Source organism: Paenibacillus albiflavus (assembly GCF_004344915.1).
GTDB lineage: Bacteria > Bacillota > Bacilli > Paenibacillales > NBRC-103111 > Paenibacillus_AM > Paenibacillus_AM albiflavus.
Window position 1 is genome coordinate 101078 of the sequence record NZ_SKFG01000013.1, and the last position, 14616, is coordinate 115693.

The 14616-nt window shown below is 41.0% G+C and carries 15 protein-coding genes; 6 read left to right on the top strand and 9 right to left on the bottom strand.

Annotation, left to right across the window (positions count from 1 at the left end; all coding sequences use genetic code 11):
- The first annotated feature begins 4 nt into the window (after nucleotides 1-4).
- The 3 genes from E0485_RS14280 to sdaAA are packed head-to-tail and all read left to right on the top strand — an operon-like array spanning nucleotide 5 to nucleotide 2250.
- Nucleotides 5-664, top strand: coding sequence for a response regulator transcription factor (locus E0485_RS14280; RefSeq protein ID WP_132418733.1), 660 nt, complete (start codon nucleotides 5-7; stop codon nucleotides 662-664).
- Between the two features lie 27 nt (nucleotides 665-691).
- The gene (sdaAB, locus tag E0485_RS14285) at nucleotides 692-1366 is read left to right on the top strand and encodes an L-serine ammonia-lyase, iron-sulfur-dependent subunit beta (protein ID WP_132418734.1); all 675 of its coding nucleotides are present in this window, start codon (nucleotides 692-694) and stop codon (nucleotides 1364-1366) included.
- A gap of 2 nt (nucleotides 1367-1368) precedes the next feature.
- The gene (gene sdaAA / locus E0485_RS14290; RefSeq protein WP_132418735.1) at nucleotides 1369-2250 is read left to right on the top strand and encodes an L-serine ammonia-lyase, iron-sulfur-dependent, subunit alpha; all 882 of its coding nucleotides are present in this window, start codon (nucleotides 1369-1371) and stop codon (nucleotides 2248-2250) included.
- An 88-nt stretch (nucleotides 2251-2338) separates the two neighbouring features.
- Here sdaAA and E0485_RS14295 read toward each other — a convergent pair whose 3' ends face one another.
- Complete coding sequence (locus tag E0485_RS14295; RefSeq protein WP_132418736.1) at nucleotides 2339-2578, bottom strand: hypothetical protein; 240 nt, start codon at nucleotides 2576-2578, stop codon at nucleotides 2339-2341.
- Between the two features lie 132 nt (nucleotides 2579-2710).
- Between E0485_RS14295 and E0485_RS14300 the strand changes: the two genes are divergently transcribed.
- Nucleotides 2711-4588: an ATP-binding protein gene (locus E0485_RS14300; protein ID WP_132418737.1), complete on the top strand. Its 1878-nt coding sequence runs from the start codon at nucleotides 2711-2713 to the stop codon at nucleotides 4586-4588.
- A gap of 59 nt (nucleotides 4589-4647) precedes the next feature.
- Here the strand turns inward: E0485_RS14300 and E0485_RS14305 are convergent, their stop codons facing one another.
- The 4 genes from E0485_RS14305 to E0485_RS14320 all read right to left on the bottom strand — a co-directional run bounded on the left by E0485_RS14305 (nucleotide 4648) and on the right by E0485_RS14320 (nucleotide 8480).
- Nucleotides 4648-5982, bottom strand: a complete 1335-nt coding sequence (locus E0485_RS14305) for a hemolysin family protein (RefSeq protein ID WP_132418738.1) — start codon at nucleotides 5980-5982, stop codon at nucleotides 4648-4650.
- A gap of 277 nt (nucleotides 5983-6259) precedes the next feature.
- Entirely contained in the window at nucleotides 6260-6706 is a 447-nt protein-coding gene (locus tag E0485_RS14310; RefSeq protein WP_165921184.1) for a bactofilin family protein, read from the bottom strand.
- A 4-nt stretch (nucleotides 6707-6710) separates the two neighbouring features.
- Complete coding sequence (locus E0485_RS14315; RefSeq protein ID WP_132418740.1) at nucleotides 6711-7712, bottom strand: M23 family metallopeptidase; 1002 nt, start codon at nucleotides 7710-7712, stop codon at nucleotides 6711-6713.
- Nucleotides 7713-7904: 192 nt separating this feature from the next.
- Complete coding sequence (locus tag E0485_RS14320; protein WP_132418741.1) at nucleotides 7905-8480, bottom strand: thymidine kinase; 576 nt, start codon at nucleotides 8478-8480, stop codon at nucleotides 7905-7907.
- A 180-nt stretch (nucleotides 8481-8660) separates the two neighbouring features.
- Between E0485_RS14320 and E0485_RS14325 the strand changes: the two genes are divergently transcribed.
- Nucleotides 8661-9995 (top strand): globin-coupled sensor protein, encoded by a 1335-nt coding sequence (locus E0485_RS14325; RefSeq protein ID WP_132418742.1) that lies wholly within the window; start codon nucleotides 8661-8663, stop codon nucleotides 9993-9995.
- Here the strand turns inward: E0485_RS14325 and E0485_RS14330 are convergent.
- The 3 genes from E0485_RS14330 to E0485_RS14340 are packed head-to-tail and all read right to left on the bottom strand — an operon-like array spanning nucleotide 9974 to nucleotide 12161.
- The gene (locus tag E0485_RS14330) at nucleotides 9974-10732 is read right to left on the bottom strand and encodes an HAD family hydrolase (protein ID WP_132418743.1); all 759 of its coding nucleotides are present in this window, start codon (nucleotides 10730-10732) and stop codon (nucleotides 9974-9976) included. The genes E0485_RS14325 and E0485_RS14330 overlap by 22 nt on opposite strands.
- A gap of 34 nt (nucleotides 10733-10766) precedes the next feature.
- On the bottom strand, nucleotides 10767-11177 hold the full coding sequence (locus tag E0485_RS14335) for a bactofilin family protein (protein ID WP_132418744.1): 411 nt from the start codon (nucleotides 11175-11177) through the stop codon (nucleotides 10767-10769).
- A gap of 24 nt (nucleotides 11178-11201) precedes the next feature.
- Complete coding sequence (locus E0485_RS14340) at nucleotides 11202-12161, bottom strand: M23 family metallopeptidase (protein WP_132418745.1); 960 nt, start codon at nucleotides 12159-12161, stop codon at nucleotides 11202-11204.
- Nucleotides 12162-12380: 219 nt separating this feature from the next.
- Here E0485_RS14340 and cls point away from each other — a divergent pair, with 219 nt between their 5' ends.
- The gene (gene cls, locus E0485_RS14345) at nucleotides 12381-13733 is read left to right on the top strand and encodes a cardiolipin synthase (protein WP_132418746.1); all 1353 of its coding nucleotides are present in this window, start codon (nucleotides 12381-12383) and stop codon (nucleotides 13731-13733) included.
- Here cls and ligD read toward each other — a convergent pair.
- Complete coding sequence (gene ligD / locus E0485_RS14350) at nucleotides 13701-14615, bottom strand: non-homologous end-joining DNA ligase (protein ID WP_132418747.1); 915 nt, start codon at nucleotides 14613-14615, stop codon at nucleotides 13701-13703. The genes cls and ligD overlap by 33 nt on opposite strands.
- Nucleotide 14616 lies beyond the last annotated feature (1 nt).

Genomic DNA, 14616 nt, shown 5'->3' on the forward strand with positions numbered 1-14616 from the left:
ACATATGATTGAAATATTACTAGTAGATGATCATCCCTCCGTTGGCGAAGGCACCAAGAATTTGATAGAAAAAGAAGCCGATATGAAAGTAACGGTTATTTACTCTAGTGAGGAAGCGCTTAAATTAGTGTCTGCAAGGCAGTTCGATATTATGCTGTTTGATTTGAACATGCCCAATATGAACGGTCTTGAACTTACCCGCAAGGTAAAAGTTATTAATTCAGATGCCATTATCGTGATATATACGGGATTCGATATCGCTCCTAATTTTAATATTTTAGTAGAAGCTGGTGTATCTGGATTTATTTCCAAGGCATCGTCACGTGATCAATTGATTATGGCGATTAGATGCGCTTTACGCGGCGACGCGATTATTCCATCGTTCTTGCTAAGACAACTAAGACGCACTGAAATTTTCTCCACCACGAATAACAAAGACCAAGTAGAAGGTGTTACAATATCGGAAAAAGAACATAATATCTTACGAGAGGCTGCAAATGGATTAAATAATCGTCAAATCGCCGACATGTTATTCATGAGCCAGCGTACAGTGGAGTATAATCTTTCTCGAATCTTTGAGAAGTTGAGGGTTCGCTCTCGTGCAGAAGCAATCAAAGAGGGGAAGCGTCTTGGCCTCCTTGATGATGAAGAGATCCGAAGCTAATCATAGATAAAAAGGAGCTGCAATTGCATGAGATTTAAAGATGTATTTGCAATCATTGGGCCAGCGATGGTTGGACCGTCGAGCTCCCATACAGCAGGGGCAGCTCGTCTTGGACGTGCAGCAAGACAATTATTAGGATGTCAGCCAGAGCAAGTTGTAATTACGTTCTACGGTTCTTTTGCAGAGACTTATAAAGGACATTGTACGGATCTTGCAATTGTTGGAGGTATTCTGGATTACGATACAGATGACAGTCGTCTCGTGACTTCAATGGAAGATGCTGAGAAGATGGGTATCCAAATAACGTTCAAAGTAGGATTTGGCAATTATGGTCATCCCAATACAGCGAATATTGTTCTGAAGCACGGCGATAAGGAATTAACGATGAAGGGCGCATCGATCGGTGGCGGGAACATCGAAGTCAGCAAAGTTGACGGCTATGATGTTAGATTTACTGGCAATTATTCAACACTTGTCATTACACATATAGATCGCCCAGGCATGCTAGCTGAAATTACAGGGCTTTTGCAACGCGAAGGCGTTAATATCGGTCACTTATCTTTGGACCGCAAGGGACGAAGCGGAGAAGCGTTAACGGTGATTGAAATCGACAATCCGATAACGTCCAAGCTGATTCAAGAATTGCAGGAGATGCAACAAGTGAAGGAAGTAAGAACTGTTGAACTTATGAAAAGAGGGTAACGATGAAGTTTCGGACATTAGAAGAGTTGCTGAGCTTATGCGAACAGTCTGGTCGATCAATCTCTGATATCATGATTGAGAATCAAGCGGCTGAGTCAGGAAATACACCTGACACTGAATTTATGCGTATGGCAGAATATTATGCGGTTATGAAAGAAGCTGTCCAAAAAGGTTTAACACAGGACACGACTTCACGCAGCGGATTGACGGGTTTAGATGCTCAGCGCGTGCAGAAGTTTAACGAGCAGGGTGAGGCTTGTTTAGGTGACATAGCTGGTACAGCCATGGCGTATGCGCTAGCAGTATCTGAAGTGAATGCATCCATGGGACGTATTATAGCTACACCTACTGCTGGTTCATGTGGGATTATTCCTGGTGTATTTGTAAGTGCACAATCTCGCTTTGGCTGGGACGACGAGCATCTTGTCCGTGGATTATTCTGTGCAGGGGCTATCGGTTATGTAATCGCCAATAATTCATTCGTATCGGGTGCAGAGGGCGGTTGTCAGGCTGAGGTAGGGTCAGCTATTGGGATGGCTGCTGGTGCAATGGTTGAGCTTCGTGGTGGAACGCCAAAACAGGCGATCCATGCTGTAGGACTTGCTCTGAAGAATACGCTTGGACTTATTTGCGATCCAGTTGGTGGATTAGTTGAAGTACCGTGTATTGTACGCAATGGTTTTGGCGCTGTAACGGCATTAGCTGCAGCCGATATGGCACTCGCTGGGGTTAGAAGCGTTATCCCTTCTGATGAAGTTATTCAAGTTATGTATGAGGTTGGTGTAAGTATGCCAGAGAAGCATCGCGAGACTGCACAGGGTGGACTAGCACAGACTCCTACTGGTAAGCGTATTATAGATGAATTGCGTCGTAAGGATCAATAATGACGAGTTCAAACCACAAACAGTTCAAGCATGAGAATATGCTTGAACTATTTGTGGTGTGTATTTTTTGTAGACGGTGAAACCGCTTCTACTTGTCGCCGCGATCCGCATGAAGTCTTGGTGATGTATTCTGTTTGTTCTGATGATCGATTTCGCCTTCATTTAAGGAGAAGCCTTTGAGCTCCCAAGTGGTTTGCCCTAATATAACATCTGCTGGAAACTCATCTCCACGTTTGAGGCTAGTTTCCTGACCAGACTCATTCGCATAAACACCATCAGTTGCAACTTTCTCTCCAGTCATGGGATCCATAGTTTTATCTTTAGACATATCAATACCTCCAAAAGAACTAGTATACTAAGCTATATTTCCCTTAGTAGGCACTAGCTATAGGAGGGAATTACTACCAAGATGCAGAATAATGTATCTTACTGCAATTAAATGTCGATGTGAGGGATTTATGTGAGTAAATTTTCGAAAATAATGCTTGCCTTTATTTTTATCGGAATATTTGCATTTTACCTTACCGTTAAGTTCTTACCACTATCATTCGGCAAATCGGAGCTTCTCACACTTGATAAATGGAGTTACTACTGGGAAGACTCAACTATTAATGCCTATGAAGTTCCCGACTGGATTCATAAGTTGAATCAAAGAAATGATAGCTGGGAAACGATTACGAGCCCATTAAATCCCGAAGGACGTAAAGAACATAATCAGTTATGGTTAAAATTAAAAATTCCGCAAGGAGATTGGCGAGATCCTAGTATAACGATCCAAGCTCATCAGCAATATGAGATCTATTCGAGCCGAGGTTTATTTTATAAATATGGAGAAATTAATTCTGCTTATAGTATGAAATTTCCTGGTACTACAATGCGGTTAGTAGCCCTGCCGGAGAATACTTTGGGGGATGAAATCTATATTCGTGTCTATTCTAACAGCTCCAAAATAGGGGTGACGGGGGATACGATTATTGGTGCCAGGTCAGACATCATGCTGAATGTTATTTTAAGAAATATGGATGAGCTGGTCTTCGGTTCATTTTACATCATTATTGGTGTTATATTCTTATATTCTTTCGTTGTATTCCGCAATCAGCAGTTATTTGTTTCGTTCGCGGTTCTATCAATCTGGATGGGGATATTTAATATAAGTCGTATGACGAGCGTTTATTATTTGTATGACAATACAATGTTCTGGACTTGTTTGAATATGATTTCACTTAATTTTAGTTATGTAGGCTTTATAATGCTGATCGAGTTTATGTTCGGAGCTGGCAGCTTGAAGTATGTGAGAAGAATCTGGCAGATTCACCTGCTGTATTGCCTGGTAGCCGCTATACTCATTCTGATGGATGCGGCATCGATAATGAACCTGATAAGCGGGTACTTAATCGTTATTCTCATTACGATGTTCATTAACTACTTGACGATCTATTATAAAGTAAAGCAGGGACATCGCGAAGCTAAGCTGTTCATGTTCGGAAGTTTCGTGCTTAGCATAGCTGGAGCTACAGAAATTGTAGAGCGATTATCAGGTATTGAGGGTAACTGGTCGTTTCTGCTCAGCTTTGGTACCACGTTCTTCTTCTTAATGATTCTGATTCAGCTTATGCGGCGTGTGATGGAGCTTATGATCGTAGCACGGAATTCGGAGAAGCTGTCAATGGTTTCTCAGATGGCGGCTGGTGTCGCACATGAAATTCGCAATCCTATTTCCGTTATTTCTGGTTTCGTTCAGTTGATTAAGAAAGATCCTAGTAACATTCGGTTTCTTGATCTAATTTCATCCGAAATTGAACGAATGGATGGGATAGTCAGTGATTTTCTATTGTTCTCTAGACCGACAAAGGAGAGTATGACCTATTCCTATATCCATGTCATTATGCAAGAGACATTAGAGTTGTTCAAGGCCCAAATGCAGGAGAAGCAGATTGGCTTGCAGTTCGAGATTGATGAGGATTTACCGATGATTAAGTGCGAAGCAAATCAACTCAAGCAGGTTTTCATTAACATTGTTAAGAATGCAATTGAATCCATGAAAGCAGATGCTAAGCTGGTGGTTGAGATTCAGAGGGAGGATCGGAATCATATTCGGATACGAATCATCGATCAAGGTGTGGGGATTTCACCAAAAGAGCTGCAAAATTTAGGACAGCCGTTCTATACGACTAAAGAGCAGGGGACTGGTCTAGGTTTGATGATTTGTGTGCGATTTATTGAATACCATGGCGGAACGTTAAAGTTTCAGAGTAAGGTGAATGAAGGAACAACGGTTGATATTTTGCTGCCAATCCAACCGAAAACTATGTCCAGTGCCGGAATGACCTATTCCTGAACCATACATAATAAAAAAGCGCTCAGGTCGTAATTGCTACGAGTGAGCGCTTTGATTTGTTAGGATACTTCTTCATCCGAGATGAAGTAAGGTTCTGTTTGTGTGCGGCGAATTAGAATGCGACAGACTCGCAGGTGATCCACCTCTGTAATGATAAATTCGAATTGCTTATATGAAACGATCTGATTAGCTCTAGGTGGAATTTCAACTTGTGAATACATCCAGCCTCCAATCGTATCGTAATTATCCGTATCAATACTCGTATGAAGTAATTCATTAATCTGATCGATCAGCATCAAGCCATCTACCGAATAAACACCATCTTCAACCATTTCGATAGCAGGACGTTCCTCATCTAGCTCGCCTTGTATGTCGCCAACGATTTCCTCAATGATGTCCTCTGCGGTTACAAGACCACTAGTTCCGCCGTACTCATCAATTAATAAGGCAATCTTCGTCTTCCTCTTCTGCATGAGCTGCAGTAAGGTAGAGATTTGCATAGACTCAGGGACGCTTAATACAGGACGAATCAAGGATCGGAGATCGGTATTAAGACCGTCATTCTGCATTAAATCCTTGATGTGTACAAATCCAATAATATTATCCTTATCGGGATCACAGACAGGGTATCGTGTACGCATCTCCTGAATTGAAATTTGCTTATTCTCTTCATAAGGCAAATTAGCGTACAAACACACCATTTCAGTTCGAGGAATCATGATTTCTTTTGCATTTGTTTCTGCAAACTCAGCAATATTATCCATTAAGGTCTGTTCAGATTGATTCATGCTGCTGTCGTTATAACCCTCTTGCATAAGAATGCGGATTTCGTCTTCTGGATCGGAATTAGCTTGCTCTTCGTTAACACGAATGCCGATCATGCGCGAGAATCCTGCAGATAGGCGATGAGTCAACCAGTTCATCGGACGCATGATGTTATAGAGCATAAACATCGGGATTGCTAACACAATTGCAATTTTGTCAGCAGATTGATTGACGAGCATCTTGGGTATTTGTCTACCAATAACACCATGTAGAATTGTAAGAAAACCAAGAGCGAGTAATAGAGCAGCCAGATGATTCAACCAAATGGGAAAATGAATCAATTGGAATAAAGGTGATAACAGTGAAACAATAGCTTGTTCTCCATACAGCCCGGTAATTAAGGTCGCCATAATAATGCCGAGCTCTGAAGCAGATAAATAAGCTTGTAAATTGTTCATCATATGTTTGGCCAATTTGGCCTGAAGACTGCCGCCCTCAGCCTTGGTGTCAATGAAAGATCGAGGTATCTTGACGAAGGCATATTCTGCGGCAACTATCATACCATTTATAACGACAAACAACAAAACTAACAATAAGCTTATAAATATGGGAATGGGGTCACTGTCCAAGTAACATCCTATCTCTCCTTATGGAGAACGATAGGTTGCACCTCCTTTGATAATTAGATTTTTAATTAAGTGATAGATTAAATTATGAAGCATAATCTGTAAACAGTCAAATTGTGGGATTGTAAACTGTTTCCAATTCATTGATTTGATGTATTTCTATTGTATTCAGAATGAGTTGTCACTTATGCTGATTGGGCCAAAGAAAGAAACGTTTATCCTCAATTAAAAGTGAGAATAAACGCCTAATTATTGTTAGATAGAACTCATTGACTTGACCTTAATTCACTTGACCTAATTTGCCTTCTGCTTTACTAGCAGGATGCAGCTCATGTTTGTTATTCGTGACTAGCTTAGGAACAGTTGTCTCTGCTGCTGTCACCATGGTGCAGTTGCCACTAAATATGCCGCCATCTTCAATAATAATGGTTCGGACCTGGGCATTGCCTACTAATTCGCCTGTAGGGGTGATGATCATTTTGCCTTTTGCACTAACATCACCTTTAACCTTACCTGCGATTATCACATCACGTGCTTGAATTCGTGCTTGCGCTACGCCGCCTTCACCGATTGTGACATCTTCTGCGCAATCCACTTCACCCTGGATTTGACCTTCGATTCGGATCGAAGTTTCAGACATAATCTTCCCTTCACATAAGGTGTGTCCGCCGATGATGGAATCGGGCGAGCCGCCTGAATAATATTTTTTGCCTTTCAATCCAAACATACGCTTAATCATCCTTTCTGGAAGAGAGTAGGTAAGGTTCGGGATTCACACGCTTACCGTTTAGAATTACTTCATAATGTAAATGTGGCCCTGTACTACGTCCCGTGCTTCCGACAAGCCCGATTAAATTGCCTTTGCTGACTTTGTCGCCTTTCTTCACAAGTATTTTGCTAAGGTGCATATATTTCGTTTGAACGCCTTTAGAGTGCTCGATCAGAATGTAATTCCCATAATCATGATGGGTTCCTGTTTCTATCACCTTACCGCCGGCTGTAGCGTATACATTATCGCCGATCTCACCATCAATATCGAGCCCTGTATGCATACTTGCTTTGGAGGTAAAGGGATCCTTGCGTATCCCGAATCCGGAATTTTTACGACGAGAATCAGATGGCCAAATCGTTGGCGTGATTTCTCGTAAAGCTTCCGCCTCTACTAATTTCTGCTCAGAGGCAGTAAGAGAAGTTAATAATCCTTCGATGTTACTAATCAAATCGGATAAATCGGTCTTCGTGTTGCCTATTAAGGCGATCCATTCGTCCGCGGTGACTGGCTCTTCAACGCCGCCTACATCTTGTGAAACTTGCGGATGGTTCTCGCTATTAGGGGTAATGGAGTTATTCGAATTTGAGGCTGAATTGTCTGTCATGATGGAAATAACATGCTCCAGCTTCTGAATTTCAGCCAGCTTCTGTTTGAATTGATCGGTTTGGTCGGAGAATTCCAAGAGCTGATCTTGTAATTTTTGCATTTCAGAGTTTTGCGTCGCGATTTGCTTGGAATAGGACTGCTCCTGCTCTGTATTCACTTGCTGTAACGATTCTGTCGTTTCCTGTAAATTCAAATCCATAAAATACACGGTGAGTAGAAAACCGATTAAGACTAGGCTGACTATAGTCGGGATAATAATAAATGTGCTTTGCGGAAGCTTTAAACGAATGACACGACGATTCGCGCCGCGAATGATCATTAGGGTGAATTCCTTTTTGCCCCATATGAACTTCATGCGATCTCCTTTCCCTCCATTTAAAACAACCCCTGTTTATAGTTGTATGCCCCTAATTTGCAGGACATGACGAAAAATACAATATTCCTGACAGTATAAGAGGCCTTCCCTTAAGTAGAATCTACTGTTGGGAAAGCCTCTTTCATACAAAAAAATATTTGGGTATTATCGAATTTAGACGGTGAGACCGTATCAATTGGCTGTTTCTTTCTTTTTGGTGCTATAGCATCTACGGCATACAGGGAGATAGCTTTCATTGCCGGCAATATAAATTTGCTGCCCTTCAAAAACAGGCTTGCCGTCCTGCAATCTCATATTCATCGTCGCCTTGTGATCGCAATACCAGCAGATGGTTTTAATCTCTTCAATTTTATCTGCAAGTGCAAACAGGTGATAGCTGCCTTCGAACAGCTCTCCACGAAAATCACCTCTTAATCCATAAGCAATAACAGGGATATTCAGTTCATCTACAATGGCAACTAGCTGCCATATATGATGTTTCTTTAGAAATTGGGCTTCATCAATGATCATGCAGTTGGGACGCTCTTCGTGGGCAATGGCGAATAGATCTGCTTCTTCTTCTACGATAACCGCATTCTTCTGCATTCCAATTCTGGATGCTATAATCCCGACACCGCTTCGATCATCAATCGATGGCGTTAATAAGAGCACTTTCTTACCTTGTTCTTCATAATTATGTGCGGTACGAAGCACCTCTATCGATTTACCGCTATTCATCGTTCCATATCGAAAATAAAGTTTAGCCACAAGAAGCTCGTCCTCTCTCTACTAAAATTCAACATTATCAGTTAATATCATAGCATTTTATACAGAAAAAGCATCTTTTGTTCATAATTTAAACAATTACAATTCGACATTGACTGCTATAATATATACGGATATATACGAAAAGTTTTTATAATGTTCTGATAATTAGAGGTGGGAAGAGTGCTTAATGAACGTATGCAGCCAGTTGTCAATCTTCTTGGAAGAAGCGCTAGAAAAGAAAAATCAGTTTGGATTCATCAAGCAAATCAAATGAAAGATGCGAATCTATTCGTGAATGAGCGAAGTGATATTATGACGCAGCTTAATCTTATTAATCTGACAGAAGAGGATTTGCGAATCGTTCGTTGCATTCAGCCTTTAATTGCAGAACATATTGATGAAATGGTTGCAGCCTTCTATGGATCCGTATTAAAAGTGAATAAGCTTCATAACATTATTGAGACCCATAGTACAGTGGACCGATTGCGTGATACGCTCAAGGTTCATTTAACAGAGTTATTTAGCGGTGTCATTGATGAACAATTCGTTAGTAAGCGCTTACGAATTGCACAAGTTCATCTCAAAATTGGCCTTGAGCCTAAGTGGTATATGGGTGCATTTCAACATCTGTTCAATATATTCATTGAACTTCTACATGACAAAACGCCAGATGCCGATGAACGATTCCTGGTGATTCGTACCGTTTCCAAGTTACTAAATTTTGAACAACAGCTCGTATTGGAGGCTTATGAAGAGGAGAATTTGAATCAGAAGCAGCAGCAATACAATGAGATTAAAGAAATGCTGAAAGGTAAAATTGCTTCATTAACACAAGCATTAGCCGCTCTAACAGAGGAAACGAATGCATCTGTTGAAGAGCTGATCGCGAGTAGCGCGGAAATACATCAATCGGTTAATATTAACATCACTTTCTCAAGACAAACGCATGAGCTCGCGAATTTAGGTACGGACAAAATGCATGAACTGAATGATCAAATTACATTCATCTCGAACTGTACAGGGAGAATGGAACAGACGGTTCAACAGTTGTCTCAATCTTCAAGGCAAATATCCAAGATTATTTCACTTGTCGAGAACATTGCCAAGCAGATCAATATGTTGTCCATCAATGCTTCGATTGAGGCAAAGCGTGCTGGTGATTATGGCAGGGGTTTCTCGGTTGTAGCGTCAGAAGTGCAGCGATTAGCGGTTGATACGAAGAATACCGTTTCTCGAATCAATGAACTAGTTGCACAATCCAATCGTTATGCTTTGGATGTAACGGAAGCGATTAATGAAGTGACACAAGCGATGATAAACGGTAAAGCGAAGGCGGTTGATACGAGGAACGTATTTGATAATATCAAAGCCTCAATGGATTACCATATTGAGAAGTCATTGCGTGTTGGAGAAGAAATGAACGCACTCGTTCAAGTAATAGAACAAATAGGGGACTCAACGAATCAAGTCGCCCTATCTGCAGAAGCATTAAATCAAACTACTGTCGATCTATAATTGGCATTACGTGTATAGTTATCAATAGCCTCGGGGACTTGATGAAGGGAGTGAATCTCGAAGAAAGCTCCCTGAGGTTTGACGTTAATGACCGCTTCATTATATTGCCACTCAATTTGCGCTTTCATATGAATGGCATTCAATCCATTCTCAAGCGCTGGCAGCACATCTGTACGAACAGAGTTACCGATCATCCAGGTACGGGCATGATCAAAATCATATTGATGAATAAGAGACTTGAGGTACTCCGTTGTTTTATGAATCGTAACAAAAATGCGTTCCTGAAAATAGGATGCTAGATTTGCATTGTGAACCTTGCGCATCTGAATCGAAGATTCTCCGCCAGTATATAAGCACAGCGTATGTCCATTACCTTGCAGTTGGCTAAGCGTCTCATGCAAGTAAGGATAAGGCTCTGCTTTAACCTCATATACACTAAATCCTAGCTCTTTTACATAGATAATATGCTGTTGTTCAGGCTGAAGCCCGTATTGTTTACAGAAGTAAACATAGGTTTCTACTAATGACTCAGGAAATCGCTCAGGTATTAAGCCTTGCTGTTCAATACCCGCTAAATCCATTTCCACTTGGCACTTCAGAATGTCCGCCTCATGCAAGTTATAGCTGCTGAACCACCCTACTAGCGTCTGGGCAAATTTCTTCAATACTTCATGAAAATATTTATTACAATGGACAAGTGTATCGTCTAAATCAAATAATATCGTTTGTTTCGTCATCCTATTAATCTCCTATATTTCTATTCATTATAGTCTATTGATTTGAGGCGATATTAGAACTAGTTTGTATCGGAGTAGTAGATTCTTGCGAGTTCTTGGTATGCATCGTACTGATGCCATGAAATATTCCGCCTTCTTGTATTGTAAACGATGGTGTACTCACATTGCCATATAATTGTCCAGTTGAGGCAATGACAATTTTTCCTTTCGTTGTTACATCACCATGGAGTTTGCCAGCTAGAACCACGTCACGAGCGGAAATATTGCATTTTACATTTCCTTTTTCACCAATCATAACGTCACCTGAACATTCGATCGATCCTGTAATCGTTCCTTCTATTCGAATGGTTGCACTTGATTTGATCGTGCCCTCAAAAATGGTGCCTTCTCCGATTAAAGTATCTGTTGTATTTGGATTCATTGGATTATTTTTGGATTTGAACATGCCTATCATTCCTTTTCTAGCAAATTAGTTATTCAGATATGGAGTCGGATCAATTGAGATGCCATCTTTTATAATTTCATAATGGAGATGCGGGCCAGTGCTTCTGCCAGTATTGCCGCTAAGGGCGATGATATCCCCCTTCTTGATGACATCGCCTTCTTGAACAAGAATCTTATTTAGATGCATAAAATGAGTTTTGAGCCCGCTCGCATGGCTTATGATAATATGATTGCCTGGTGCACGATCATAGCCAGTAGATTCAACAACGCCATCGGCTGTGGCATGTACGGGCGTATTCATATCTGCCGAAATATCAAGCCCAGAATGGAATGAAGCACGTCTTGAGAGGGGATCTATTCGATAACCGAATTCGGAAGTAATCTTCCTTGAATCAGTAGGCCATATGGATGGCGTGATGGCTAATTCGTATTGCTTACGTTCTACATAGGCTTTAGCTTCGATAAGTGAATCTTTCACATCACTCATTTGCCCATCGAGCTTGGTGAGGAGCTGCTGGGTTTCCTTAGACAATTGAAGCATCTCTTCGCTTGTGACTTCGTTCAGGCTCCCGCCGATACCGCCTGATTGACCAGAGTCACTAAGCGCCGTTACTTTAGGGGATGTATTTTTCGGACTTGTATTCGCTATATCGATGACAGTTTCTCCTAATTTTCGCATTTCTTCAAGCTTTACCTGAACCTGTTTTGCCTGGTCAGATAGGGCGACGACTTGCTTATGCAGTTCATTAATCGTTGTATTCTGCTCGGATTGCAGAGCTTCGGATTGTGACAAGCTTGCCTCAAGCTGTTTGGCATATTGAACACTATCAAGTCGCAAATAATAGATGATAGCAGAGCAAATCACAATAAGCATAAGAAGGGCAGCGCATAAATAAAGCATATATTTCGATATTCGAAATCTGACAACAGCGGAATTGGCATCCGGTATGACAAGAAAGGTAAGTTTCGTGTTTTTGCGGAACATGGTAAACCTCCAAAATCATGATAAAAAATCTCTAAATAGTAATAGATTCGGTAAAAGAGGTCTAAATACCTGCCTAATAGACGGAATATTATAAAAAAACTACATATTTAGTCTTGGATAGGTTGCGATGAATAGGAATAAATAACTAAGCGCATCTTATAGAATACAAAATTATGCAATCATTAATGATCGATAGATGAGATTCTAGGGGGAGCCTACGTGGTAGTACTTATTGTTTTATTAGTTCTATATATCATTCAGATCGCCTTGATAATGATATTGGAGCGCAAGCGGCCATCCAAAGCTGTTGCTTGGATGGTTTTGATGTTTATATGTCCGTTTATCAGCCTGATCGCTTATTTCTTTATTGCGAAGCAGTACAGGCGTTCAATCCAAGAAAAATTAAAAATAGAGTCGTTAACGACAGAATATCCCATATCCGGATGGACCGATGATAATGAAGTACAGGTATGGAGTGATGGCAATGCTTTCTTCGATGCCTTATACCAAGCGATTGAACAAGCAAAAACATCCATATTATTTCAATTCTATATCATAAACGATGATGTGTCTGGCAGGCGATTTGAACAAATTTTATCATCCAAAGCTAAGCAAGGCGTACAGGTTAAGGTATTGTATGACGGCCTCGGCAGCAGTAAATTAACCAAGGAATACATCAATCGAATACAAGCAAGCGGGGTGGAAATTTATGCTTTTCTCCCCGTGATTACTTCTTTATTCAAACGAAAAATCAACTACCGCAATCATCGCAAAAATGTTGTGATTGATGGCGTTATTGGATTTATGGGCGGATTTAATATCGGTGATGAATATGTAGGCGGAGACAGTAAGTTAGGTTATTGGCGCGATACGCATCTGCAGATTACGGGAGGCGCTGTATCTTACTTGCAGCAGTTGTTTCAAATTGATTGGGAGCTTGCAAGCGGTAAACAGCTCTCGTTTGTTATGCCGCAAGAGGATATGGAGAAGTCAGCGGACAGCGGACATATGACGGAGTCTCAAGCTAAAGCGTCCATACAGCTCGTCACCTCAACCCCGAGTTTAATTGATGATGTCATTTATGAGACATATTTAGATGTTATTACATCGGCACAGCACAAGCTGTATATTGAAACACCGTATTTCATTCCGGATGAAGGGATGAAGACTGCACTAAAGATTGCGGTTAAAAAGGGGGTAGACGTTCGAATCATTCTTCCGTCTATTTCCGATCATGCGCTAGTACAGTGGGCAACAATGTCGTTCGTGGAAGATATACTGTTACATGGCATTCGCGTTTATCAATATGAAGCGGGTTTTCTACATGCAAAGGTTATGATTATTGATGACAAGGCGATTGTGGGAACAGCTAATTTTGATGTACGCAGCTTCTATAATAACTTTGAGATAAATGCGACGATTATTGATGAACAAGTCACTAACCGGTTATTAGATGACTTTTATCAAGATATGAGCGGCAGCCTAGAGCTTAATCTTGCGGAATATAGACAACGTCCGCTTATGGTGAAAATGAGGCAATCATTTGTTCGAATGATTGCCCCGCTCTTTTAGAATATGAAGGATGGGATGCAGATTCTGCTGGGGAACTTTCGCAATCAGATCGCCATACTCGCTTAATCGACTTGAAATTGTATGCAGATTATAATCTTGAATTCGCACACCAGCACGTACTTCATCCCAAAAGAGAGGAGTAGATAAGGTTGCATGTTTCTTAGCCCGAGGTGTGTAAGGCGCAGATAAAGTTTTGCCATACCAATGCTGCAAGTAATCGATATAGATCCGATTGCCGCGATCCTTCTTCAAGCGTTCAATTGTAAAAATATCGGGATATTTCTGTACGGCATAGCTTCCAATAAAATGCCCAATGGTTCGCAGCTCATCAAATGTATAGCCAGATTCGATCGGGACATAAATCTGAATGCCCGTTGCTCCAGAAGTCTTGGGAATCGATTCCACTTGCAGGGAATGGAGAATGTCACCAATTAAAGCTGCTGCTTCCATGATACGAGGCTCTTCCTCCATACTTGGGTCTAAATCAATAATCCATTCAATCGGCTTGTCACTCTGAATAAAGTGGAATGATGGATGAAACTCAATGCAAGCCAAATTACCTAACCAAATTAAGGTCGCTAAGGAATCGAGATTCACATATTCCACATCATCAATTGCTGCTGTGCGGACGAACGCAGGCAGTGGCTTGGGCGCATTCTTCTGATAAAAAAATTGCTGATCGACGCCATGCGGATAACGAATCGTAGTTAAATAACGATCTTTGCAATAACGAAGCAAGTAAGGCGATAATTCGATTAACTTTTGCAAGTAAATTAATTTCGTGATCCCTGCATCAGGCCATAGCAGTTTATTCGGATTTGTAATCGTGATACGATGCCCTTCGATTTCAATCGAACCTTTGCTTGGGTATTCGGCAGCCATT

Coding starts and splice junctions, on each gene's coding strand:
- E0485_RS14280 (WP_132418733.1), top strand. CDS start 5: ATGATTGAAATATTACTAGTAGATGATCATCCCTCCGTTGGCGAAGGC.
- sdaAB (WP_132418734.1), top strand. CDS start 692: ATGAGATTTAAAGATGTATTTGCAATCATTGGGCCAGCGATGGTTGGA.
- sdaAA (WP_132418735.1), top strand. CDS start 1,369: ATGAAGTTTCGGACATTAGAAGAGTTGCTGAGCTTATGCGAACAGTCT.
- E0485_RS14295 (WP_132418736.1), bottom strand. CDS start 2,578: ATGTCTAAAGATAAAACTATGGATCCCATGACTGGAGAGAAAGTTGCA.
- E0485_RS14310 (WP_165921184.1), bottom strand. CDS start 6,706: ATGTTTGGATTGAAAGGCAAAAAATATTATTCAGGCGGCTCGCCCGAT.
- E0485_RS14315 (WP_132418740.1), bottom strand. CDS start 7,712: ATGAAGTTCATATGGGGCAAAAAGGAATTCACCCTAATGATCATTCGC.
- E0485_RS14330 (WP_132418743.1), bottom strand. CDS start 10,732: ATGACGAAACAAACGATATTATTTGATTTAGACGATACACTTGTCCAT.
- E0485_RS14335 (WP_132418744.1), bottom strand. CDS start 11,177: ATGTTCAAATCCAAAAATAATCCAATGAATCCAAATACAACAGATACT.
- E0485_RS14340 (WP_132418745.1), bottom strand. CDS start 12,161: ATGTTCCGCAAAAACACGAAACTTACCTTTCTTGTCATACCGGATGCC.
- ligD (WP_132418747.1), bottom strand. CDS start 14,615: ATGGCTGCCGAATACCCAAGCAAAGGTTCGATTGAAATCGAAGGGCAT.